This is a genomic window from Bacillus sp. PSXD-155, from assembly GCF_049310765.1.
In the GTDB taxonomy this organism is placed as follows: domain Bacteria; phylum Bacillota; class Bacilli; order Bacillales; family Bacillaceae_G; genus Bacillus_A; species Bacillus_A cereus.
This window is the reverse complement of sequence record NZ_JBMOWC010000002.1, coordinates 90,131-114,789: the sequence shown is the minus strand read 5'-3', so window position 1 is coordinate 114,789 and position 24,659 is coordinate 90,131. Positions and strand designations below refer to the sequence as shown.

Sequence of the window (24,659 nt, the reverse complement as noted above, 5' to 3'; positions counted from 1 at the left end):
AAAATGTGAATATTAATTGACAAATGAATATCATTTCTTTAGTATAGGTTGGGACGGATACTCTCTTATCCCGAGCTGGCGGAGGGACAGGCCCGATGAAGCCCAGCAACCTCACTTGTATTGATAAATGCAGGTGAATAGGTGCTAAAACCTGTGCGAGGCTACAGGTCTCGAACGATAAGAGCGAAGGGCAAAAAGCAGTATGCAAGTAGCAAATTAAACCTTTCCTCTATGTAAAGTAGGAAAGGTTTTTCTGTATGCTTGTGTGGGAGAATAAATGTATGTCGCAGTTTGTGGCAAATTAAGGATGAGTTCCGTACAATATATACAATTACTGTAGGGAGGTTTACCACATGACAAAAAAACGTCATCTGTTCACATCTGAGTCTGTAACTGAAGGACATCCAGATAAAATTTGTGACCAAATTTCTGATTCAATTTTAGATGCGATCTTATCAAAAGACGCAAATGCACGTGTAGCTTGTGAAACAACTGTAACAACTGGTTTAGTATTGGTAGCGGGGGAAATTACGACTTCTACTTACGTAGATATTCCAAAAATCGTTCGTGAAACAATTCAAGGCATTGGTTACACACGCGCAAAATACGGATTCGATGCAGAAACTTGTGCTGTTTTAACATCTATCGATGAGCAGTCTGCTGACATCGCTATGGGTGTTGACCAAGCGCTAGAAGCACGCGAAGGTCAAATGACTGACGCTGAGATTGAGGCAATTGGTGCAGGAGACCAAGGTTTAATGTTTGGTTTCGCATGTAATGAAACACAAGAGTTAATGCCACTTCCAATCTCGCTTGCTCACAAATTAGCTCGCCGTTTAACTGAAGTACGTAAAGATGATACATTATCATACTTACGTCCAGATGGAAAAACGCAAGTTACAGTTGAGTATGATGAAAATGGTAAACCAGTACGTGTTGATACTATCGTAATTTCTACACAACATCACCCAGATGTTACATGGGAAGAAATCGATCGCGACTTAAAAGAGCACGTAATTAAAGCTGTAGTACCAGCAGAATTAATGGATGGAGAAACAAAATTCTTCATTAATCCAACTGGCCGCTTTGTAATTGGTGGACCACAAGGTGATGCTGGTTTAACAGGACGTAAAATCATCGTTGATACTTACGGTGGATACGCTCGCCATGGCGGCGGTGCATTCTCTGGTAAAGATGCAACAAAAGTTGACCGTTCTGCAGCATATGCAGCTCGTTATGTTGCGAAAAACATCGTAGCAGCTGGTCTTGCTGACAAAGCAGAAGTACAACTTGCATACGCAATCGGTGTAGCACAACCAGTATCAATTTCAGTTGATACATTCGGCACAGGTAAAGTATCTGAAGACGTACTAGTAGAACTAGTTCGTAACAACTTCGATCTTCGCCCAGCTGGTATTATTAAAATGCTAGACTTACGTCGCCCAATTTACAAACAAACAGCAGCTTACGGCCACTTCGGACGTACTGATGTAGATCTTTCATGGGAACGTACAGACAAAGCTGCAGCTTTAAAAGAGCAAGCTGGTCTATAATATATGAAAAAAAGCTTTGCGCGGTGAGCGCAAAGCTTTTTTTATTTCGTTTTACTTACAATTTGAATGCATGATTTGCAATATACTTCGCCTTCTAGCTCAATATACTTTTTCGTATTAGTCATGCCTTTTCATACGTTTGTATTTCCTTTTTACATGATTTACAAAGGGTGGGTTTCTTCTGGAAGATATGCAATCAACCTTTCATTTGACGTGCTTTACCTGCGCAAAAGGCACTGCTTAGTAAAAATAGTGTCGCGAATATAATGCTTACTAATGTAGCGTATGGAATTGCACCTTTTAAGGAAAAGCCGACAGTGATTGAAGCGATGAATAAGAGGATGAATGTTGTTGTTAATTTTTTATAAAGTTCCATACTATGTAGACCTCCAATTTATTTTTTAGTACAAGTTTTAAAATTGAATTCTATTATGTAGAAAATATAAAGAGTAACTAAAGATGTGTAGTCTAGGAGTATAAGAAAGTGCAATTTCCTTTTTGTGGGTTAGTATACTTATATTGTATCATGGCGCATTATTGGCTTCATACATAATTGTGTAAAGATATGTATGATAAAATGAAGAAAAGTCTTTAAGAAAGGAAAGATAAAAAATGAGTGTAACTGAACATAAAAAACAAGCTCCAAAAGAAGTGCGTTGCAAGATTGTTACGATTTCCGATACACGTACGGAAGAAACGGATAAGAGCGGACAACTATTACATGAATTGTTAAAAGAAGCGGGCCATACAGTAACCTCTTATGAAATTGTAAAAGATGATAAAGAAAGTATTCAGCAAGCAGTGTTAGCTGGTTATCATAAGGAAGATGTAGATGTTGTATTAACAAATGGCGGTACTGGTATTACGAAGCGTGATGTAACAATTGAAGCAGTGTCAGCTCTATTAGATAAAGAGATTGTCGGGTTTGGTGAGCTGTTCCGCATGATTAGTTATTTAGAAGATATCGGAAGCAGTGCAATGTTAAGTAGAGCGATTGGGGGTACAATTGGGCGCAAAGTAGTTTTCTCGATGCCAGGATCGAGCGGGGCGGTTCGCCTTGCGATGAATAAATTAATTTTACCGGAATTAGGCCATATTACATTTGAGCTACATCGCCAATGAGTAGGTGGGCTGGAATTGTATTAGCGGGCGGTATGTCGAGTAGATTTGGTGAGCCGAAAGCGTTAGCGAGCTGGCAAGGTAGTACTTTTATTGAGCATATTTTGAAAGAGATGACAAGTGCGCTCCAAGAAGTTGTAGTCATTAGTCATTCTGATATAAAAGAGCGAGTAGAGCAATTCGTACAAGTTCCTGTTATAGAAGATATTCCGCACTATAAAGGAAATGGGCCGCTTGCCGGCATTGTATCAGGAATGGAATACATAGAAGCAGATTGGTACGCTATTATGCCTTGCGATGCGCCAAATGTTTCGCATGAATGGTTTACCATTTTACTGGAGCAAACGAGCAATGAATATGATGCGGTTGTACCTATTATTAATGGAAGAAAACAACCGCTGCTTGCGGCGTATCATAACCGCGTGAAAGAAAAGATTTATGCTTTACTTCAGGAAGAAAAAAGAAGTATGGGGCAGCTTTTATCACAATGTAATGTGAAGTATGTTTCTGGAGAAGATGTACAAGCGAATGCTGATTGGTTTATAAATGTAAATACGAAAGAAGAATATGTGCAGGCTCAAAAAGACCTTTCAAATGAATGAAAGGTTTTTTGATATACGGAATTGGGGAACAATTGCTGTATAAAGGTATGTGAGTAAGTTGATTTTAAGGGGAATTCTTAAAATCATTATACAGCAAAAACACTGTATAACCATATATTAATTTTTATGGGTTTTTATCACAAGTCTGTTTAGTTATGTTTATTTTTGCTATAATAAATATGGAAATAAATGATATTTCACCTTATGTATCATTCATTCAACTAAAATTTACAAGTGTGTAATAAACTCCCTTCGTTTTTTGAAGGGAGTTTTTCTATTTAAGCAAGCAACTCTGATGCGTTATGCTGAAGGACTTCTTCATATTGGTTAAGCAAGCCACGAAAAATCTCATCCCAGTTCTTTGATTTCGCAAAAGATGAAGCTGCTATTCCCATCTGCTCAAGTTTTTCTTCATTTTGTAATAAAAAATAAATGGATGATAGAAATGCATCTTCATTTTTAGGCGGACAAAGAACTCCCGTTTTTCCATCTGTAATAATATTTTTAACCCCGCCACTATTTGCACCAATAACAGGTGTACCGCATGCGAGTGATTCAAGTACGACATTTCCGAATGTTTCAGTAGCTGATGGAAATACCATTATGTTAGAACAAGCATATGCAGCGGCTAAATCTGCACTTTGTAAATAGCCAGTAAAAGTGACATTTGTTTGCGGAACAGCTTCACGCAAATTTGTTGCTAGAGGTCCGTCTCCTGCGATGAGCCAATGAATGTCGTTTCGAGTATGCGATGTTTTAACGATAAGGTTTTGCAACGTATCAATATCTTTTTCAGGAGCAATTCGTCCTACATAGGAAAGAACGTACTTCGCTGTAATATTATATTTTTTTCGGAATAGGTCTGTATTGTAAGCTGGATGAAAGAGTGTGCAATCTACACCACGTCCCCAAATGGAGAGGGCCTGAAAGCCTTTATTTTTTAATTGATGTAATGTTTCAGGGGAGGGAACAAAATTTTTTTGCATATGACTATGAAACCATTTTAAATAGTTCCAAAGCATATTGGAGAGAAATTCAATTTTGTAATAGCGTAAATACGCATCGAAATCAGTATGATAAGAACCGACAACTGGGATGTTTAACTTTTTGGCGTAATACAGTCCACAAAGTCCCATGTTGAAAGGTGTGGCAATGTGAATAATGTCAGGTTTAAAGGAATGAAGTTCCCGTTTAATACGCGGAGTAGGAAAAGAAAAGCGACATTCTGGATATAATATTGTTAACGGGATACTTCTCATCTTGTTCACATTAGCTACGAAATTATCTTCAGCTGTATGCTGAGGAGCGAAAACAGAATAGGCGATCTGTTCTTTCTGAAAGTAACTTGTTAATCGTTCTAACGTTTTCGCAACCCCGTTAACTTGTGGCGTAAAAGTATCGGTAAAAATGGCGACTCTCATCATATCACTCCTTTATGTGAAAAGTGGGATGAATTGATAAAAAGAGATGATGCCAGAGCAAGTGCCAAGGCACATGCCGACGAATACATCTGACGGATAGTGAAGTCCTAAATAAATACGTGAAATACCGACGCATAATGCTAACGGTAATAGGAAAGCAAGTAAGCTTGGATTATAGCAAATAAATGGAATGAAGACAGAGAAAACGGCTGTTGTATGACCAGACGGGAAAGAGTGGTCTTTTAATGGATGGACTGGATATTTCGCATCCTGAATTGTTAAATAAGGACGTTTTCGTGGATACCACCTTTTTAATATTTGTACAGGAATATGGCTAATTGCTAAAGAAATAGCAGTAGCGATTGCTGCTTGGTGTAAAGTCCCTTTTGCAAAAATTAAAAAGAAAAGTGTAAGTGCAATGGAGAAAGTAGCACCACCGATATGGGTAATATTGCTGAAAAAGATATTTAACGTTTTTTGATCAAAGTAGCGATTAATTCCTTTAAAAATGTAACATTCTATTTTATATAATCCACTGACCTTCATGAAAATTCTCCTCCCTCGTTTACATATATATGGAGATATTAGCTTTTATTTTAATAAGATTTTGTTGAGGGAGTAATAATGTTTTGTAAAGAAAAAGTTAGTTTTTATATAAAAAAAGCTGCCAGTATTATGGCAGCAGTAAAATCATTTTTGTAGTGATTTATAATATTGACCTTTTTCAACATACTGCGTACGAATACGCTCCATATCTTTACGGTCTTCTTCTGTTAATTCACGAATGACTTTCGCGGGGCGACCGAAAGCTAACGTGTTTGGTGGAATTTTCTTTCCTTGTGAAACGAGGCTTCCAGCGCCGATAAAAGCTCCTTCGCCGATTTCAGCACCATCTAATATAATGGATCCCATTCCAATTAAAGCATCTTTTTTAATATGACAGCTATGTAAAATAACTTGATGCCCAACTGTAACATCATCTTCTAAAATAAGAGGATATTGAGGGCTTTGGTGGAGTGTACATTGGTCTTGTACATTTACTCGGTCTCCAATTATTGTTGGTGACACATCACCACGGATGACTGTATTAAACCAAATACTTGATTCCTCGCCAACGGAAACGTCGCCTGTAATCGTAACATAGTCAGCGATAAAAGCACTACTCGCAATTTTCGGATTTTTTTCTTTGTAAGGATATATCATGTAAAGTCTTCCTTTCCTAGAGACTAGTTTTAGTGTATCAAATTATGAGAAAGAGTGAAATGGAGGAGGTCCATATGTGGAATTATGAAGCAGAGGAAGCAAAAGCTGTCATTGTTATCGTGCACGGCGCAATGGAATATCACGGACGTTACGAAGCCGTTGCGGAAATGTGGAATCATATCGGCTACCACGTAGTGATGGGGGATCTTCCATCACATGGAACAACTTCAAGAAATAGAGGACATATTGATTCATTTGATGAATACATAGAGGAAGTTAAATTATGGGTGAAAGAAGCAAGAAAGTATAGGTTACCTATTTTTCTATTCGGTCATAGTATGGGTGGTCTTATCGTCATTCGTATGATGCAAGAAACGAAGAGAGAAGATGTAGAGGGTATTATTTTGAGTTCGCCTTGTTTAGGGGTAGTGACTGGACCCTCTGCTCCGCTTCAATTTGCTTCAAAAATATTAAATGTTGTGGCTCCAAAATTGCAATTTGCAACGAATCTTACGGTGGAAATGTCAACAAGGAATCATGAAGTGAGAGATGCAATGGAGAATGATTCATTGTTCTTGCGCAAAGTATCAGTACGTTGGTATAGTGAATTGTTTAAGTCTATCGAAATTGCTCATAAAAAAATAGACGATTTTCCAGACGTTCCGCTCTTGCTAATGCAAGCATGTGAGGATAAACTTGTAGATAAAACACGTGTCCGCATGTGGTTTGATAATGTTAAAATAGGTGATAAGGCATATAAAGAATGGCCGAATTGTTATCACGAGTTATTAAATGAGTATGAGCGTGATGAAATTTTGAATTATATTCAGTCATTTACTGAAATACATGTCAATAATATAGTAAAAACAAACAAATAAATCATTATTTGTACATTTAATAGAGGAGATGAAGGAAGAAGTGAACGTACCGAGTAATCCCATAACGCTCATGGCGAAAGTATACCGTGATGTGTTTCCGGTTGTACACCATGAGCTAGCGATGTGGAAAGAGCGTGCCTACCATATTCCGAATGATGAGCTTCATAGTCAGGCAATCGCAAGTATTGAGCATAAAACGTTTCATTGTGAGGGTGGTGGCATTTTATCGCTGCTAGCAAATGAACACCGAGAGGAATGTATTCGTTTTATCGTAGCGTATCAAACAATCAGTGACTATTTAGATAATTTATGTGATCGCAGTACATCACTTGATCCGAATGATTTTGCCGCGCTACATGAATCAATGTTAATGGCACTATCACCTGAAGTGGAAGGTGGCGGTAATTATTATCGTTATCGTGATGATCAAGATGATGGTGGTTATTTAGATGAACTTGTTGAAACGTGCCAAGATGTTTTAAAGAAAACGAAGCACTATGACAAAATCGCTCCTGTTCTTCATGAACTTGCTTGTTATTATTGTGATTTACAAATTCATAAACACGTGAAGTTAGAAGAGAGAGAACCGCGCCTGAAAACATGGTTTGAAGCACATAAAGAAAACTTACCTGAGATGAGCTGGTTTGAATTTTCAGCATGTGCCGGTTCTACGCTTGGAATTTTCTGCCTTGTAGCATATGCATTTCATGATGAATTACATGATGAAGATATTGCGAAAATTAGACAAGGATACTTTCCTTACGTACAAGGACTTCATATCTTACTTGATTATTTCATCGATCAAGAAGAAGACCGCATAGGCGGAGATTTGAATTTCTGTAGTTATTATGAAAACGAGCAAGCTATATTAGATCGTATGAAACACTTTGTAGAAGAAGCAGAGAAGAGCATTGGTGATTTGCCTCATGCGAAGTTTCATCGCCTTATAAGCCGAGGGTTACTTGGTATTTATTTATCAGATCAAAAAGTATCAGCACAAAAGAATATGCACAAAATGGCACGGCGCATTGTAAAATACGGAGGGCTTACTTCACGATTCTTCTATTGGAACGGGAAGATGTACCGAAAGAAAATGGCGCAGTGATGAAGAAAACCACTCATGTAGAGTGGTTTTCTTTTTATTATGATCGTATTTTTGAAAATACATATATGAGAAGTTCAATCGCAAAAATAACTAAAACAGATAGTCCGAATAAAGGCATGACAGCGCCTAGTATAATCATCATGATAAAGAAAACGAGTACGCTTTTCTTATCTCTTTGCTTTGGAGGTGCTGCTAATTTTCCTTTTGGCTTTCTTGCTAACCACATTTTTACTCCGTAATAAATAAGAAGTAATAGAGATAATGTCGTTAGTAAGCATAATATTTTATTTGGCCATCCGAATAAATGTCCTTCATGAAGCGGAATACCGTAAGTGAACCATTGTGCAAGTAATCCATAATCACGATAGTCCGTTTTTGAAATGAGTTCCCCGCTATATTGATCAAAGTAAGCTGTTATCTCTTCACTTGGTGCAACGTGCATCCCTGTAATACCAGAACCGCTCGATTTCGAAACAGTGAATACACCTTTCGGATCAGCTGGTAGTGAAATAACATATGGCTTCTTTATTTCAATTCCTTTTTGTAATTCATCGACAGAAATTGCTTTCGGTTCATTTGAATTCGATTCAGGAGGAGCTTCTTTTCTTGTTGCCCACGGCAATTCTTTTACCTTTGATTCAGGCGGTGCCATGTACAATTTTGGATATCCGAGTGATTCATTAGAAGATGCAATTTTATAAATTTGGTTCCCCATAAATCCTGACCATGGCAATCCAGATGCGATTAGCAGAAAGAGAGGAATTGTAAATATAATACCGATAATAGAATGACGTCTTTTTGCTTTTTCTCGCTTATTGGATGATGGTGTGTTTTTGAATTGGCGTATACTCATGTACAATCCGGTTACAATTAAAAAGATTGTCCAGCATGCTGCAAGTTCTACAGTATAGTTGACGACAGTGCCACCAACTAAAAGAGAACTATGTAATTCCCGCATGATATTGGCAAATGTTTCACTTGCGTTTTGATCCCCAACAATTTGATTATTACTATCTAAATACACATATTTTTGTTGCCCAGTATACTCATTTGCAATTGTAAGTCTCGTATTATAATCCCCATTAAACTCACTAATTTTCGCCACGCTATAATGTGGATATTTTTTCTCTGTTAAGGAAATAGAATCAGACATCGAAATAGATTCTGTTTGAGCACTCTTCCCAAAATATAAATCTTTATAGATGAAATCTTCAACTTCCTCCCGAAATAAATACCCAATTCCGCTCAGTGACAACGTAATAAGAAGCGGCGTAATAAAAAGCCCAGCATAAAAATGCCAACGCCAAAAAATGTAATGAAGCGAACGATTTTGTTTCATACTTTCAGTTCCCCTAACCTTCCCTATATGAATAACTACTTATTTAATATAGCGAGATTAAGTGTGATTACTTTGAAAGAATTGTGAAGAAAGTTAAAAGTTTTTAGGGGTTTCAACAAACATAAAACACATTTCAAAAGGAAGGTGTTCAATGTTTATAAATGTTTCTTCTTATTTGATAAATACATTTCAACAACCGCCTCAGCAAGACATTGAGCAGAATCAACAAAATCCTCACTAGCCACTACATTCAAATCGGTACATGCGATAATAGCGGTATCAACTTCATCTTTCAATTGTAAAACGAGCGTATTCCATAATTCGCGAACTTCTTCAACCTCCCCAGATTTAATATAAGTAATGATTTGATTAATCATTTCCTGCCATTTTTCATGATGAATATACTCTATATTACGTTTTGCAATCCCATCTTGGTAAATCCCAGCTTGAACAGTTGCTTCTGTTGCGAGAAGAGCAACTCTTTTTGTATTTTCAGGAATTGTTTTTAACGTCTCATCAACTATATTCAAAATAGGAATAGAAAGAGATCGCTGTAATTCTTCAAAATAAAGATGCGCTGTATTGCACGGCATAGCGATAAAGTCTACGCCAGTACTTTCAAGTTTTTGTGCCCCTTCAATAATCGCTTTTTTCATCGCTTCGTGATCAATAGGGCGATCCATGTAAAACGGTGTTGGGCACGAATAAATCATCATATGAGGAAAGTCTATATCATGTTTTGCTCCGTATATTGTTTGGCACCTTGCTACAACTGTATCGACGAATGGACCAGTTGATTTTGGCCCCATTCCTGCTAGTATTCCGATCATTGTTTCGTCTCCTTTAAGAATGTTTATATCCATTATATAGGAAAATAAAAAAAAGACGTGCAGTGAATGCACGTCTTTTTTTGTTATGTTTTGTCGAACAATCGATATATCCTAGAAATCGTTGATATATTGTAAGTTATGATAGATATATCGAAAAAATCGTTGATATATCCCGAGTTACGATAGATATAATTGAAAAATCGTTGATATATTATCGCTTCTCAATCGCCACAATAAATGGCGGGTTATTTTGTTGATTAATGAAGCCGTATCGCAGTACGTGTGCTTGTTTTTGGTCTAGTTCTTCGGCAAATGTAAGTACAGCGTCGCGTTCTACTTGTCCTTCTGGGTGTCCGTGGTAAATAACAAGGACGATGATACCTTCAGGTGCCATTACTTCTAATAATTGTTCGATCGCTGAGATTGTTGAGTTCGGTTTTGTAACGATATGCTTGTCTCCGCCTGGAAGGTAACCTAAGTTGAAAATTGCGCCTGTTACTTTTCCTTTTGCATCTTCTGGTAATACGGATAGAAGTGTATCGTGACTATCGTGAACTAAAACAGTACGTTCGAAAAGTTCTTTTTCTTTTAGACGAGTTGTTGAGCTTTCAATTGCCTCTTTTTGAATATCAAATCCAAATACTTTTCCGTTATCTCCAACGATTTCAGCTAGGAAGCAAGTGTCATGCCCATTGCCGAGTGTTGCATCTACAGCGTAATCGCCTTCTTTTACTGCTGTTTGCAAGAGAGTGCGAGCAAACGGTAATACACGTTCTAATTTCATTTTTGTTTCTCCTCATTTGCATATTTTCCTTGCCAGCTTCCGCGGCGTACAAATTCTGCATCGATGGAATTTAATACTTCCCATTTATTTAAGCTCCACATTGGGCCAATCATTAAATCAGGTGGACCGTCACCTGTGATACGGTGCACAATTACGTCTTCTGGAATAATTTCAAGTTGGTCAACAACGAGACTTACGTAATCCTCAAGAGAAAGGAACTCGAGTTGTCCTTTTTCATATTGCTTCACCATTGGCGTTCCTTTTAATAAGTGAAGTAAGTGGATTTTAATTCCTTGTACGTCAAGCTTCGCTACTTCACGAGCTGTTTCCATCATCATGTCGTAATCTTCAAGTGGAAGGCCGTTAATAATATGAGAACAAACTCGAATGCCGTGCTTACGTAATTTATTTACACCTTCCACATAAGACGGATAATCGTGAGCGCGATTAATAAGATTTGCAGTACGTTCATGAACAGTCTGTAGTCCGAGTTCAACCCAAAGGTAAGTGCGTTTATTTAAGTCCGCTAAATATTCAACAACATCGTCCGGTAAACAATCTGGACGAGTCGCAATAGAAAGACCGACAACGTCTTTTTCTGCTAGAAGCGGTTCGAATTTTTCTTTTAACACTTCAAGTGGTGCATGTGTATTTGTGTACGCCTGGAAATAAGCGATACATTTTCCGTCTTTCCACTTTGAGCGCATTTTTTCTTTCATTTCATGATATTGCGTTATAACATCATCGCGGCGATCGCCAGCGAAGTCACCAGATCCAGCAGCACTGCAAAATGTACAACCGCCATAAGCAACTGTACCGTCACGGTTCGGGCAATCGAAGCCAGCATCTAATGAAACTTTAAAGATTTTTTCACCAAATTCATTTCGTAAATGATAATTCCATGTATGATAACGTTTATTGTCGTTTGTATATGGAAAAGGGTTTTGAACCTTCATTACTTTCCCTCCTAAGCCGAGTCAAAATAACACAAAATCCATTATAACATACTCATAAGGTTCATAAGGAAGGGACACACTAAAGGGGAATTGAAGCAAGGAGGGACAATTATGGCAGAGCGTCAATCACTTGAATCGTATATTACACAAGCGGAACAAGCGGTGGAATATGCGAAAGAACAATTAGACCAAGGTATGAGACAAGAGCATTATAATACGATGGAGTATTCGGATGCGCAGTTGCAATTAGAACAAGCATATAACGATTTACAAACGATGCAACAACATGCGAATGATGAGCAACGTGAGCAATTAAATAGAGCACGTATGGCAATTCGCCAATTGCAACATCAAATGATTATTACACCGCACTAATAAGGAGTGAATGTAATGGCGAAACGTTCAGATCAAAATAACCCAGAGCAAAAAACACAAAATGGACATAACGCTGAGTTTTCGAATGAACTTGATCCGATTGTTCAAGTAAAACAGCGTAATAGTAAAAAAGGACAACCTCAAAAGTCGAAACAATCAGAGTAGACCAGGTCGCAATATGACCTGGTTTTATTTTGCTATATGACAATAATGTAAGATTTATGTAAGGTTTGTCGATAGTTGCGAGCAGCTTTCTCCAGTAGAGTAAGGAAGGATTAAGTTTTATACAAGGAGTTGCTTTATGGGGAACAATATGACAAACAAACGAATTGATGAGCTAGATTACATTCGTGGCTTTGCACTACTGGGGATTATTTTAGTAAATATTCTCGCATTACTTAACATTAAAATTCCAGATCCTAATACAGTGGATGCTAGCTATCAAAGGTTTCTATACTTATTTGTAGAAGGTCGTTTCTTCTCAATCTTCTCATTCTTATTTGGAGTGGGATTCTATATCTTCATTACAAGAGCAATTGCGAAAGGAAAAAATGGATATGTTCTATTTCTACGCCGTGTAGTTGCACTATTTATTTTCGGTTTGATTCATTACATGTTTCAGCCTGGAGAAGCGCTAACGTTATATGCAATTTGCGGATTGATCGTTTTACCATTTTATAAAGTGAAAAAACAAGTGAACTTAGTTATTGGTCTTATTTTAACAATTGCCTTTAGCATAATGGGTGTTAAAGAACTATTGCCACTTGGCTTAATTTTATTAGGGCTTGCTGCAGGGCAATATTGTGTATTTGAAAATCTTTCAAAAAACATAAAGAAAGTCGCTATTTTTACAGGTGTTATGTTTGTTTTAAGTGTCGTAGCTGTATGGTATCAATACGGGCAAGTGCCTGCTGCTCCATTTGTAAATATGATACTTATGAATGAAGACGGAACAATGGATGCTGCAAGCCAATTTTTAAAAATTGGTGTTACAGTTGGACCAATTATCTCAGCTTTCTATGTTGGAGCATTAATTTTATTACTTCAATTAAAACCAGTTCAAACATTGTTAGCACCACTGAAATATTATGGCCGAATGGCTTTAACGAATTATATTGGACAAACTGCAATGATTTTAATTGCAGGAAGTGTATTTAACTTTGCAGAAAACTTAACTTACATGGAGACGTTATATGTGTGTATTGCAATTTATGCAATTCAAATTGTATGTAGCGTAATTTGGATGAAAATCTTTAAAATGGGTCCATTAGAATGGATTTGGCGAGTTGTTACGTATTGGACGGTAACACCTTTAAAGAAATAGAGAGAGAAATGGGCTATTCCTTTTGTGGAACAGCCCATTTTTATTTTCATCTTTTTCGGAAAGTTGATATTCCTTCGCGAATCGCTAATAAAATTTCATTTATCAACGAACCTTACACACTTATCTTTTTTATATTACAAAAGTGTAAGGTAAATGTAATGTTAACAAATAGCAGTTCGCCTCTAAAAAGCGCAAAATAGGTAATGGAAAAACAAGCGTAGGAGGATATATATGACGAAACCAGTTGTAGACGTGAAAAACGTTCAAAAAGTGTACGGTAAAAAAGGTGAGAACCAATCACATGCATTAAAAGGTGTTTCATTCTCAATTCAAGAGGGTGAGTTTGTAGGGATTATGGGACCATCTGGTTCTGGTAAAACGACATTATTAAATGTAATTTCAACGCTTGATAAAGCAACGGGCGGCGTTGTTGAAATTGCGGGTACGGATATTACGAAAATGAAGCAAGGTGAGCTTTCTGATTTCCGTTCACAAAAATTAGGATTCATCTTCCAAGACTTTAACTTATTAGAGAACTTATCTATTTATGAAAACATCGCACTTCCATTATCTCTTCAAGGTGTCGCGTCACGTAATATTGGACCGAAAGTAGAAAAAGTAGCGGATATGTTAGGGATTACAGAAATTCTTCAAAAGTATCCATCTGAAGTATCTGGTGGACAGAAACAACGTTCAGCAGCAGCGCGTGCTCTAGTACATGAACCAGCAATTATTTTAGGAGACGAGCCAACAGGAGCGCTTGATTCTAAAAATGCAACGAGTTTACTTGATGCGATGACAAACTTAAATAAAGATCAAGGCGTATCTATTATGATGGTTACACATGATCCATACAGTGCAAGTTACTGTCAGCGTATTTTATTCATTCAAGATGGTGAGCTATATAAAGAAATTCACCGCGGCGGTACACGTGAAGAGTTTTATAAAGAAATTTTAGATGTGCTTGCGGACTTAGGCACACAAAAAGCGTAAGAAAGGAGGTTCTAGAGCATGTTATTTAAACTTTCCATGTCAGGGCTAAAAAGTAAGCTGAAAGATTATATCGTCTTACTTGTTGGTCTTGTCATGTCCATTTCAATTTTTTATATGTTCCAAACATTAGCGTTAAACGAGGCCTTCCTTAAGGAAAATTCTACTATTGGTCAAATTGGATTTGTATTCCAAGCAGGTTCATTTTTACTAGCTATTATAACGTTCTTCTATATTTTGTATGCGAACTCTTTCTTACTATCTCTTCGTCAAAAAGAGTTTGGTATGTATATGATGTTAGGAGCAAAAAAGCATAAAGTTACATTACTTATGTTTATTGAGACAATTGTATTAGGCGCTGCGTCTCTTGCAATTGGAATTGCAGTTGGTGTAGGACTTGCAGAAGGTATCGGTCAATTATTGATGAAACAATTAGAATTTGCTGGTGAAGGCTATAAAGCATTTTACCTGCCATCTATGACTGTTACGTGCATCTTCTTCTTTGCACTATTTGTATTATCGGCAATTATGAACAGTATTAAATTATCACGTATTTCTGTCCTGCAACTTGTACATGCAGACGCACAAACAGAACGTGTTGCAGTAAAAGGAAAAATGACAGGTGTAGTTGCATTCCTTGCGGTTATTTTATTAGGAATGGGCTATGCATCAATGATTTACATGGAAAAACTAAGAGAAATGGGAATCATTATTGCATTAATTACAACGACAGTTGGTACTTACATGCTGTTTGGATCACTTCTCCCGGTCTTTATTAAAAAGTTAAAGAGTAATAAAAAGCGTAGTGAAAAAGGACTTAACGCTTTTACATTTGCACAATTAAATTTCCGTATTAATAGCCTAACAAAGGTACTTGCAACAGTAGCGATGTTAGTTGCTCTTGGAGCAGGTGCAATTTCAGGTGGTATGGCGTTTAAAAATAACGCTATCAAACTGTCTGATGGTTTAGTAATCTATGACTCAGTTGTTCATAATCCTACAGCTGAAGAAAAGAAAATTTTAGACGGTATTACATTTAAAGAAAAAAATGAATATCGCTACAAAGTTGATGATAAATACGTTTATTATGTAAAAGAAGATTTAGAAAAAAATCGTCCTTTCGTAAAAGATATGACAAATATGAAGTCGATGAAGGATTTAGTGAATACAAAGAAGGTTTCACAGGAACTACCAGTAGGTGCAGTTTCTAGAGAAATGAATGAAAAAGATGCGAACGCTAAAGAACTTCCAGAAGAATGGGTTGATGCTTTTAGCACAATTCATCCGTATTATATATACGAAGATCATGCAATTAAAATTGTAGATCAAAAAATGTACGATGGGATAAATGGTAAAGAAGGTATAGCATTTATCGGAAAAGCAGATGATTTCTTAGCATATACAAAAGAATGGAAAAAACTTGACGAGTTGCAGCTAGATAAATATAAAAATGTAAAAGCTGAAAGATTAAATAGTAAATATCAAACTTACGACATGTTATACGGCATTGCGAGTGGAACAGTATTTATGGGATTCTTCCTTGGAATTGCGTTCTTAGCAATGATGGCAAGCTGTCTTATGTTTAAAATTCTTTCTGGTGCATCAAAAGATATTACGCGTTATCAAATGCTTCGTAAAATCGGTGTGCGCCGTGAGTTATTAACGAAATCGATTTATAAAGAGTTATTCTTAGTATTCTTATTCCCAGCAATTGTGGGTATCGCTCACGTATTAGTTGGTATGAATATTTTCGGATTTATTTTAATCGATCCGTACTTCCGTATTTGGGTACCAATCGTAATTTTCGTAGTTATTTATGCGATTTATTACTTCATTACAGTTCAATTGTATAAAGGAATTGTTCTTCCGAAAGAAGATTAATAATAAAAACCGAGCAAAAACGCTCGGTTTTTATTATTTTCAGAAAAAACACTTTAATGTTACTGAAATATATAATATAATGTAAATAAGTAACGTGATATAAAAGTAGGAGCAGCTGGGTAAGGAAAGGAGGAATCCAATCTGTAGAAAAAAGCTGAACTTTTACCCCCATTTCTTTTCTAACCACAACGTATTTGTACAATCGTAAATTTCCAAATTGAAAATTGCTTGGGTCACAAAAGTATATTGTGAAAATAATGGATAACACATGGAAATCTCATAGCATGATAAGGTAAAATGGACAACATAATGAGAAAATTACCGTTCATAAGATGAGGAGAATACATGTATGGAAGTTGTAGAGGCATTAAAAGATATAAGCCAAATTGAGGCTATGAAAAAATATTTAAAAGAGCACTCTCAGCGAGATTATCTTTTATTTGTTATTGGAATTAACACAGGATTAAAAATTACAGAACTACTTAGTATGAAATTTGAAGATGTATTAAATGAAGACGGGACTGTTAAAGAGTTTTATACTCTTCCTGTGAAAGATGAAAAATTTAAACAAGATATTTATTTAAATACAAAAGTAAAAGAAGCGCTTTTAGATTACGTACAATCTATTGGCGTTAAAAGAGAAAATTACGTATTTCAATCTAATAAAACGCCAAATTCAATTACGCGTCAACAAGCGTATCGTGTAATTCATAATGCTGCAGAAGCAGTTGGAGTTGTTGGTAAGATCGGAACAAATTCAATGCGAAAAACGTTTGGATTTCATGCGTACAAAAGAGGGATAGCGATTGCGCTGTTGCAAAAACATTTCCATCACGCGACTCCATCAGAGACGCTAAAGTATTTAGGCATCTCAAAGGATGAGACCTTTAAAACGGAGATTGATGTCGATTTATAAAAGCCGTAACTAAAAAAATTAGGAGGCGGAAAATATGAATATTAGAGAGAGTGAACTGCCGGGTATTGGATGTAAGTTTGAAGTGATTACAAAAGGTAATGAAAAGATGGTTATCGTTATTCATGATGATGGCCGAAGAGAAATGTACCATTTTGATGCTGATCATGAGGAGAGTATTTCAAGCGTCTCTCTTCGTGATTCCGAAGCGAGACAAATTGCAGCTATATTGGGCGGGATGGTATATAGACCACAAGCTTTAGATACGATTGAAATGGCCTTTGAAGGATTATCAATTGAGTGGTTTAAGGTGGAAAATAATGCACCAGTCGTACAAAAAACAATTGGTAGTTTACATGTCCGAAACACATATAATGTAACGATCATTGCCATTTTGAAAAAGAATATGAAGAAGTTCTTTAATCCAGGCCCAGATTCTATCATTGAAGCTGGCGATATGCTCGTATTATCAGGCGAAAGACATGAAGTAAAAAGAATTATTAATGAGTTGCTTTCAGTAGGAGGGGATTCATAGTCGATGGATACTTTAATCTTTGAAGTTGGGACTGCGTTAGTATTAGTCGCTTTTGCAGCTATTCTCGCTGCAAAGTTAAAGTTCTCGATTATTCCGTTTTTCATTATACTCGGTATGCTAGTGGGGCCACATGCGCCAGATTTAGGGCTTATCGATTTAAGATTTATTGAAAGCGGAGAAGTTATTTCCTTCCTCGGCCGTGTTGGCGTTATATTCCTCTTATTCTATTTAGGCTTAGAATTCTCAATTAAAAAATTAATTAAATCTGGAAAATCAATTGCTTTTGGGGGGACTGTTCATATATCGCTTAATTTTATATTAGGTTTACTTTACGGATATATAATGGGTTTCCCCTTATTAGAAACATTAATTATTGCTGGGATCATAACAATTTCATCGAGTGCAATTGTTGCGAAAGTAATTGTTGATTTAAGAAGATCTGGTAATAAAGAGACGGAGCTAATTTTAGGAATCATTATGTTTGATGATATCTTTTTAGCAGTATATTTATCAGTCGTTTCAGGATTAGTACTCGGAGGGGCAACGTCATTTGTAGGTGCTCTTACATCTATTTTAATCGCAGTAGGGTATATGCTACTATTCTTTGTAGTTGCTAGAAAAGCTACACGATTTTTAAATAAAATGTTAGATATTTCGTCCAATGAAATTTTCATTATCGTAATATTCGCTATTTTATTCTTTGTAGCAGGATTTTCAGAAACGATTCATGTCGCGGAGGCAATTGGAGCATTATTATTGGGGCTCGTCTTTTCTGAAACAGAGCATAGTGATCGAATTGAACAGCTCGTTGTTCCATTTCGTGATTTCTTTGGAGCTATATTCTTTTTCAGCTTCGGTTTAAGTATAGACCCATTTTCGCTTGGGGGAGCAGTGTGGTTGGCATTAGGAGCAGTTTTCATTACTCTTATCGGTAATTTTACTGCTGGAATGGTTGCGGGGCGTAAAGCTGGGTTATCGCATAAGGCTTCTACGAATATCGGTTTAACACTTGTATCACGCGGAGAATTTTCCATTATCGTCGCGAATATTGGAATTGCGGGCGGCTTAATGGCAACGATTAAACCATTCTCAGCTTTGTATGTTTTAATATTAGCATCGTTAGGACCTTTGTTAACGAAAGAATCTGGGAGAATATATTCCTTACTAGATAAAATATTTAAATGGAGCGCTAAAGAAAGTGCGAAGCGAGAAAAAGAAGTTGGATAGTACAAATAAGGGTAGACTGCATGAAAATTTCATGCAGTCTACCCTTTTATATATTGTTACTGTCGTCGTTTTTTGTCGGTAAGTCGATATAATTGAAAAATCGCTGATATATTTCAAGTTGTGGTCGATATAATTGAAAAATCGCTGATATATTTTGAGTTGCGGTCGATATATTTCCAAAATCGCTGATATATTTTGAGTTGCGGTCGATATATTTCCAAAATCGCTGATATATTTTCAAGCAGGGATAAATATAATTTCATTTACCGTCGAACCATTATCTGAATTTCATCAACTATTAATCAGTTGCCTTCCTATTTAAAAACGACTACAATTTTACTGTTATATATATGAACGAAAAAAATAGAATAGGAGGGGAAACTATGCCAAGGAAAGTATGGCTATTAGTAGCTGGGATGATTATTAATGTCACGGGTGCTTCTTTTTTATGGCCTTTTAATACAATTTATTTGCATGATCACCTAGGAAAATCTTTATCTGTGGCCGGGATGGTACTAATGATCAACTCGCTTACTGGTGTAATCGGAAACTTGCTCGGCGGTGTTTTATTTGATAAATGGGGCGGTTATAAATCAATTTTAGTAGGGATTGTCATTACACTTGTATCGATTTTAGGTCTTGTGTTCTTCCACGGTTGGCCGTTATATGTTGTGTGGCTAGCGTTAATCGGCTTCGGTTCTGGGATGGTCTTCCCATCGATGTACGCGATGGTTGGTACGGTTTGGCCAGAGGGCGGAAGACGAGCGTTTAATGCGATGTACGTTGGACAAAACGTTGGTATTGCGATTGGAACAGCGTGCGGTGGTTTAGTTGCTTCATATCGTTTTGATTATATTTTCTTAGCGAACTTTATTTTATACTTTGTTTTCTTCTTAATTGCTTTTATTGGATTCCGTGGTATGGAAGACAAGAAGGAGCCAGGAGTACAAAAAGAAGTCGAAATGAAAAAAGGTTGGTCACTTACACCTGGATTTAAAGCACTTCTTATCGTGTGTGTAGCATATGCTTTATGCTGGGTTACATACGTACAGTGGCAAGGAGCGATTGCAACACATATGCAAGAATTGAATATTAGCCTTCGTCACTATAGTTTATTATGGACGATAAACGGAGCGATGATTGTTTGTGCACAGCCACTTGTTAGTATGCTAATTCGCTGGATGAAGCGTTCTTTAAAACAGCAAATTATGATTGGAATTTTCATTTTTGCAGCTTCATTCATTGTGTTAAGTCAAGCGCAACAATTTACGATGTTCCTCGTTGCGATGGTAACATTAACAATAGGTGAGTTATTTGTATGGCCTGCGGTTCCAACGATTGCAAATATACTTGCACCAAAAGATAAATTAGGGTTTTATCAAGGGGTTGTAAATAGTGCGGCGACTGTAGGGAAAATGTTCGGGCCGGTCGTTGGCGGAGCAATTGTGGATTTATACAATATGGAAGTATTGTTTATAGCAATCATGGTAATGCTTGTAGTAGCGCTTATAGCAACGAGCATTTATGATAAACGAGTAAAAGTAGAAGAAACAGTTGAAGAAAAAATTGCAGTTTAGTTTGACGGAACATGTAACATGTTTTAGAATATATTTAAATAAAACAACCTTTAGAACAAGGGAGATAGCTCGGCTGTCTTAAGATGAATTCGTTAGTTATGAAGAGTAACGATTAACCGAGAAGTCCTCGCTTTAAGTAAGCTCTTAAGAGATACTAGGTGAAGGATAGTTCACGTAACTTATATGTGTAATAACAGTGAGAAGGAGTAGTAGTAATAGAAGCTGGTTTAGAGAGTTGACGGTCGGTGCAAGTCAATCCACGTTTCGTTATGAACTCGCCTTTGAGTTGCAGTTGTGAAACTAATAGTAGCAATTGCCGTTAATCCACGTTACGGATCTAAGCGAATGTATATTTTTACATTAATTTAGGGTGGTACCGCGGGAATCTATAACCTCTCGTCCCTTTCTAGGGATGAGAGGTTTTTTGTATTTTGGGCGGTGAAAATAAATAGAATTTCAAGGAGGGTATCTCATGAGCTTTAATCATCAAGAAATTGAGAAGAAGTGGCAAGGGTACTGGGAAGAGAATAAAACATTCCGTACGCCAGATGAGACAGAAAAACCAAAATTTTATGCACTAGATATGTTCCCATATCCATCAGGTGCAGGCTTACACGTAGGACATCCAGAAGGTTATACAGCGACAGATATTTTATCTCGTATGAAGCGTATGCAAGGATATAACGTTCTTCATCCAATGGGATGGGATGCATTCGGTCTTCCAGCAGAGCAATATGCACTTGATACTGGAAACAGCCCAGCTGAATTTACAGAGCATAATATTAATACGTTCCGTAACCAAATTAAATCATTAGGTTTCTCTTACGATTGGGACCGTGAAGTAAATACAACAGATCCAAACTACTATAAGTGGACACAATGGATCTTCCTAAAACTATTTGAAAAAGGCTTAGCTTACGTTGATGAAGTACCTGTAAACTGGTGCCCAGCACTTGGTACAGTACTTGCAAACGAAGAAATCATTGACGGTAAGAGTGAGCGTGGTGGACATCCAGTTGAGCGTCGTCCGATGAGACAGTGGATGTTAAAAATTACAGCTTACGGAGATCGTCTATTAGAAGATCTAGATGAGCTTGATTGGCCTGAAAGCTTAAAAGATATGCAACGTAACTGGATCGGTCGTTCTGAAGGTGCAGAAGTACACTTCAACATCGACGGTACAGATGAGAAGTTCACGGTGTTCACAACGCGCCCTGATACACTATTTGGTGCAACATACTGTGTACTTGCTCCAGAACATGCACTTGTTGCAGAAATTACAACAGCAGAACAAAAAGAAGCGGTAGAAGCTTACATTAACGCTGTAAAAATGAAGAGTGACCTAGAGCGTACAGAACTTGCGAAAGAGAAAACTGGTGTATTCACTGGTGCTTACGCAGTTAACCCAGTAAACGGTGAGAAATTACCAATCTGGATCGCTGACTATGTTCTTGCAACTTACGGAACAGGTGCTGTAATGGCAGTTCCAGCTCACGATGAGCGTGACTATGAATTCGCATCAGTATTTAATCTTCCAATGAAGGAAGTTGTAAAAGGCGGAGATATTACGAAAGAAGTGTACACAGGTGATGGTGCACACGTAAACTCAGCATTCCTTGATGGCTTAAATAAAGAAGAAGCAATCGCAAAAATGATTGAATGGCTTGAAGTAACGAGCGCAGGAAATCAAAAAGTAACGTACCGTCTACGTGACTGGTTATTCAGCCGTCAACGTTACTGGGGTGAGCCAATTCCAGTAATTCACTGGGAAGATGGTACAATGACAGCTGTGAAAGAAGAGGAATTACCATTAGTTCTTCCGAAGACAGAAAACATCCGTCCTTCAGGTACAGGTGAATCACCACTTGCTAACATTGACGAGTGGGTAAATGTTGTAGATCCTGAAACTGGTAAAAAAGGTCGTCGTGAAACAAATACAATGCCGCAATGGGCTGGTAGCTGTTGGTATTACCTACGTTACATCGATCCAAACAATAGTGAAGCACTTGTAGATCCTGAAAAAGTAAAACAATGGCTTCCAGTTGATATTTATATCGGTGGTGCAGAACACGCTGTACTTCACTTACTATATGCTCGTTTCTGGCATAAAGTATTATACGATATCGGTGTAGTTCCAACGAAAGAACCGTTCCAACAATTATTCAACCAAGGTATGATTCTAGGTGAAAACAACGAGAAAATGAGTAAATCAAAAGGTAACGTTGTAAACCCTGATGATATCGTAGCAAGCCACGGTGCAGATACACTTCGTCTATACGAAATGTTCATGGGCCCATTAGATGCTTCAATCGCTTGGTCTGAAAATGGTCTTGACGGAGCTCGTCGTTTCCTAGACCGCGTATGGCGTCTATTCGTTCAAGATAACGGTGAATTAAGTGAGAAAATTACTGACGCACCAAATAAAGAGCTTGAAAAAGCTTACCACCAAACAGTGAAGAAAGTAACAGAAGACTATGCAGAGCTTCGCTTCAACACAGCGATTTCTCAAATGATGGTATTCATCAACGATGCATACAAAGCTGAAACACTTCCAAGAGAATATGTAGAAGGTTTCGTAAAAATGATTGCACCAGTTGCACCTCATATCGGGGAAGAGCTATGGAGCAAACTTGGATACAATGAAACAATCACATATGCAAGCTGGCCAACGTTTGATGAGTCTAAACTTGTAGAAGATGAAGTTGAAATCGTTGTTCAAGTTATGGGTAAAGTTCGCGCAAAACTAACAATGAGTAAAGACGCATCAAAAGAAGAAATGGAACAACTTGCACTTGAAGCAATTCAAGACCAAATTGAAGGGAAAACAGTTCGTAAAGTAATTGTTGTTCCTGGAAAACTTGTTAACGTTGTTGCAAACTAATTAACGCTAAATAAAAGCTCAGAGCATTTAGGCTCTGAGCTTTTTTGTGTAGAAAATCATTTCTGGATTAGATTAGTCTAAGTTTTTAATTATTCCATTACGTACAAATAAAAGAGCGGAATTCCCATACAGACAAACACCTATTTTTCTATAGGAAATATGATAAAAAAGGTAGGCTAAATTGAGTAGAAGAGGTGAAAGGAATGAAAGGGATGAAAGGGATGGACAATAATGCACCACATGGCTTCTTCGGAGGTGGATCGGGTAGTTATGAACAAATGATGTTAATGGGAGGGGCTGACCAACAAGGATACGGTGGAATTCCGAGCTGGATGGGTGGAGGCTCAGGCGGATTTCCAACATCGGTAGCTGGCATGCAAACTGGAATGCCTACATCAATGGGAGGCTTTTCGACATCAGGGGCTGGAATGCCTACAATAACAGGTGGATTTCCAACATCAGTAGCTGGTGTACAGACAGGAATTCCAGTAGGAGCACCAACTACATTTCCTTCTTTCGTTGGAGGAGTGCAGACAGGATTTCCGGTACCAGGAATAGGTGGGTATCCGCAAGTTATTCACGGTCATCATGGACATCACCACCATCAAGGTCAACATGGCCATCATGGACACCATCATCACCAAGGTCAACACGGCCATCATGGACACCACCACCAAGGTCAACACGGCCATCATGGACACCACCACCAAGGTCAACACGGCCATCATGGACACCACCACCAAGGTCAACACGGCCATCATGGACATCACCACCATCAAGGTCAACACGGCCACCAAGGACATCACCACCATCAAGGTCAACACGGCCATCATGGTCATCACCAACAACAAGTACATCACCATGGACACCACCACATTCATCCGCAAGCTGTTCTTTATCAAACGCATCAAGGTCATCATGGACATCACCACCAAGGCCAACATCATCACCACCAAGGCCAACATCATGGACACCAAGGCCAACATCATGGACACCAAGGTCAACAGCACCAACAATATCAACAACAGCAACAAACTTCTCCTTGGACAGGAGGAATTGGAGCAGGAGGAGCAGGGGCAGCAGCAGGAGCAGCTAGTATTAGTGGAGCAGCAGGACATGCGGGACACGTGGGTCATTAATGAGCTGCAGAAAAAAAGACATAATAA

The 24,659-nt window shown here is 37.6% G+C and carries 24 protein-coding genes, 1 riboswitch and 1 other annotated feature; of the genes, 16 read left to right on the top strand and 8 right to left on the bottom strand.

The genetic code is table 11. From position 1 onward, the window contains the following. The first annotated feature begins 62 nt into the window (after window positions 1–62). A riboswitch (SAM riboswitch) is annotated at window positions 63–184 on the top strand. A 169-nt stretch (window positions 185–353) separates the two neighbouring features. Beyond that, window positions 354–1,553 carry a methionine adenosyltransferase gene (gene metK / locus ACO6VI_RS02045; protein ID WP_000163117.1) on the top strand — a complete coding sequence of 400 codons (1,200 nt, stop codon included), beginning with the start codon at window positions 354–356 and terminating at the stop codon, window positions 1,551–1,553. A 196-nt stretch (window positions 1,554–1,749) separates the two neighbouring features. Here metK and ACO6VI_RS02040 read toward each other — a convergent pair whose 3' ends face one another. Beyond that, window positions 1,750–1,929 (bottom strand): hypothetical protein, encoded by a 180-nt coding sequence (locus tag ACO6VI_RS02040; protein WP_000424797.1) that lies wholly within the window; start codon window positions 1,927–1,929, stop codon window positions 1,750–1,752. Window positions 1,930–2,165: 236 nt separating this feature from the next. Here ACO6VI_RS02040 and ACO6VI_RS02035 point away from each other — a divergent pair, with 236 nt between their 5' ends. After that, a complete protein-coding gene (locus ACO6VI_RS02035; RefSeq protein ID WP_000117130.1) occupies window positions 2,166–2,675 on the top strand; it encodes a MogA/MoaB family molybdenum cofactor biosynthesis protein in 510 nt (169 codons plus the stop codon). Next, on the top strand, window positions 2,672–3,274 hold the full coding sequence (locus ACO6VI_RS02030) for a molybdenum cofactor guanylyltransferase (protein WP_098840230.1): 603 nt from the start codon (window positions 2,672–2,674) through the stop codon (window positions 3,272–3,274). Before ACO6VI_RS02035 ends, ACO6VI_RS02030 begins: the two co-directional genes overlap by 4 nt. Window positions 3,275–3,552: 278 nt before the next feature. Here the strand turns inward: ACO6VI_RS02030 and ACO6VI_RS02025 are convergent, their stop codons facing one another. The 3 genes from ACO6VI_RS02025 to ACO6VI_RS02015 all read right to left on the bottom strand — a co-directional run bounded on the left by ACO6VI_RS02025 (window position 3,553) and on the right by ACO6VI_RS02015 (window position 5,898). Then, the gene (locus ACO6VI_RS02025) at window positions 3,553–4,695 is read right to left on the bottom strand and encodes a glycosyltransferase family 4 protein (protein WP_098840231.1); all 1,143 of its coding nucleotides are present in this window, start codon (window positions 4,693–4,695) and stop codon (window positions 3,553–3,555) included. A 12-nt stretch (window positions 4,696–4,707) separates the two neighbouring features. Continuing rightward, entirely contained in the window at window positions 4,708–5,241 is a 534-nt protein-coding gene (locus ACO6VI_RS02020) for a phosphatase PAP2 family protein (protein ID WP_000868582.1), read from the bottom strand. A gap of 144 nt (window positions 5,242–5,385) precedes the next feature. After that, on the bottom strand, window positions 5,386–5,898 hold the full coding sequence (locus ACO6VI_RS02015) for a gamma carbonic anhydrase family protein (protein WP_000640208.1): 513 nt from the start codon (window positions 5,896–5,898) through the stop codon (window positions 5,386–5,388). A 74-nt stretch (window positions 5,899–5,972) separates the two neighbouring features. On the opposite strand from ACO6VI_RS02015, the gene ACO6VI_RS02010 reads away from it, so the two are divergent. Together ACO6VI_RS02010 and ACO6VI_RS02005 are read left to right on the top strand one after the other, a co-directional pair. Beyond that, window positions 5,973–6,776 (top strand): alpha/beta hydrolase, encoded by an 804-nt coding sequence (locus ACO6VI_RS02010; RefSeq protein ID WP_422422973.1) that lies wholly within the window; start codon window positions 5,973–5,975, stop codon window positions 6,774–6,776. Window positions 6,777–6,816: 40 nt separating this feature from the next. Continuing rightward, entirely contained in the window at window positions 6,817–7,881 is a 1,065-nt protein-coding gene (locus tag ACO6VI_RS02005; RefSeq protein ID WP_001102475.1) for a tetraprenyl-beta-curcumene synthase family protein, read from the top strand. 37 nt (window positions 7,882–7,918) lie between these two features. Here the strand turns inward: ACO6VI_RS02005 and ACO6VI_RS02000 are convergent, their stop codons facing one another. From ACO6VI_RS02000 to ACO6VI_RS01985, 4 genes are all read right to left on the bottom strand, one after another. After that, the gene (locus ACO6VI_RS02000) at window positions 7,919–9,220 is read right to left on the bottom strand and encodes a PepSY-associated TM helix domain-containing protein (protein ID WP_422422972.1); all 1,302 of its coding nucleotides are present in this window, start codon (window positions 9,218–9,220) and stop codon (window positions 7,919–7,921) included. A 155-nt stretch (window positions 9,221–9,375) separates the two neighbouring features. Beyond that, window positions 9,376–10,050: an aspartate/glutamate racemase family protein gene (locus tag ACO6VI_RS01995; RefSeq protein WP_422422971.1), complete on the bottom strand. Its 675-nt coding sequence runs from the start codon at window positions 10,048–10,050 to the stop codon at window positions 9,376–9,378. Between the two features lie 211 nt (window positions 10,051–10,261). Further along, window positions 10,262–10,834 (bottom strand): class I SAM-dependent methyltransferase, encoded by a 573-nt coding sequence (locus ACO6VI_RS01990; protein ID WP_000764492.1) that lies wholly within the window; start codon window positions 10,832–10,834, stop codon window positions 10,262–10,264. Then, the gene (locus ACO6VI_RS01985) at window positions 10,831–11,790 is read right to left on the bottom strand and encodes a TIGR01212 family radical SAM protein (RefSeq protein ID WP_000868033.1); all 960 of its coding nucleotides are present in this window, start codon (window positions 11,788–11,790) and stop codon (window positions 10,831–10,833) included. The genes ACO6VI_RS01990 and ACO6VI_RS01985 overlap by 4 nt, the downstream gene beginning before the upstream one ends. Window positions 11,791–11,901: 111 nt before the next feature. Here ACO6VI_RS01985 and ACO6VI_RS01980 point away from each other — a divergent pair, with 111 nt between their 5' ends. From ACO6VI_RS01980 to ACO6VI_RS01930, 11 genes are all read left to right on the top strand, one after another. Next, window positions 11,902–12,165, top strand: a complete 264-nt coding sequence (locus tag ACO6VI_RS01980) for a YtzC family protein (protein ID WP_000840869.1) — start codon at window positions 11,902–11,904, stop codon at window positions 12,163–12,165. Between the two features lie 15 nt (window positions 12,166–12,180). Next, on the top strand, window positions 12,181–12,330 hold the full coding sequence (locus tag ACO6VI_RS01975; RefSeq protein ID WP_001129340.1) for a hypothetical protein: 150 nt from the start codon (window positions 12,181–12,183) through the stop codon (window positions 12,328–12,330). 136 nt (window positions 12,331–12,466) lie between these two features. After that, window positions 12,467–13,489 (top strand): DUF418 domain-containing protein, encoded by a 1,023-nt coding sequence (locus tag ACO6VI_RS01970; RefSeq protein WP_422422970.1) that lies wholly within the window; start codon window positions 12,467–12,469, stop codon window positions 13,487–13,489. A 231-nt stretch (window positions 13,490–13,720) separates the two neighbouring features. After that, entirely contained in the window at window positions 13,721–14,482 is a 762-nt protein-coding gene (locus ACO6VI_RS01965; protein WP_000165837.1) for an ABC transporter ATP-binding protein, read from the top strand. Between the two features lie 18 nt (window positions 14,483–14,500). Continuing rightward, window positions 14,501–16,360 (top strand): FtsX-like permease family protein, encoded by a 1,860-nt coding sequence (locus tag ACO6VI_RS01960; protein WP_422422969.1) that lies wholly within the window; start codon window positions 14,501–14,503, stop codon window positions 16,358–16,360. A gap of 349 nt (window positions 16,361–16,709) precedes the next feature. Next, complete coding sequence (locus ACO6VI_RS01955) at window positions 16,710–17,276, top strand: tyrosine-type recombinase/integrase (protein ID WP_000454210.1); 567 nt, start codon at window positions 16,710–16,712, stop codon at window positions 17,274–17,276. Window positions 17,277–17,310: 34 nt separating this feature from the next. Next, complete coding sequence (locus ACO6VI_RS01950; protein WP_001026053.1) at window positions 17,311–17,808, top strand: cation:proton antiporter regulatory subunit; 498 nt, start codon at window positions 17,311–17,313, stop codon at window positions 17,806–17,808. Between the two features lie 3 nt (window positions 17,809–17,811). Next, complete coding sequence (locus ACO6VI_RS01945) at window positions 17,812–19,035, top strand: cation:proton antiporter (protein ID WP_422422968.1); 1,224 nt, start codon at window positions 17,812–17,814, stop codon at window positions 19,033–19,035. A gap of 383 nt (window positions 19,036–19,418) precedes the next feature. Beyond that, window positions 19,419–20,612: an MDR family MFS transporter gene (locus ACO6VI_RS01940; protein ID WP_063548822.1), complete on the top strand. Its 1,194-nt coding sequence runs from the start codon at window positions 19,419–19,421 to the stop codon at window positions 20,610–20,612. A gap of 187 nt (window positions 20,613–20,799) precedes the next feature. Next, window positions 20,800–21,019: a binding site (T-box leader), on the top strand. 65 nt (window positions 21,020–21,084) lie between these two features. Then, complete coding sequence (gene leuS / locus ACO6VI_RS01935; RefSeq protein WP_000009466.1) at window positions 21,085–23,493, top strand: leucine--tRNA ligase; 2,409 nt, start codon at window positions 21,085–21,087, stop codon at window positions 23,491–23,493. 212 nt (window positions 23,494–23,705) lie between these two features. After that, window positions 23,706–24,632 carry a hypothetical protein gene (locus ACO6VI_RS01930; protein ID WP_422422976.1) on the top strand — a complete coding sequence of 309 codons (927 nt, stop codon included), beginning with the start codon at window positions 23,706–23,708 and terminating at the stop codon, window positions 24,630–24,632. Window positions 24,633–24,659 lie beyond the last annotated feature (27 nt).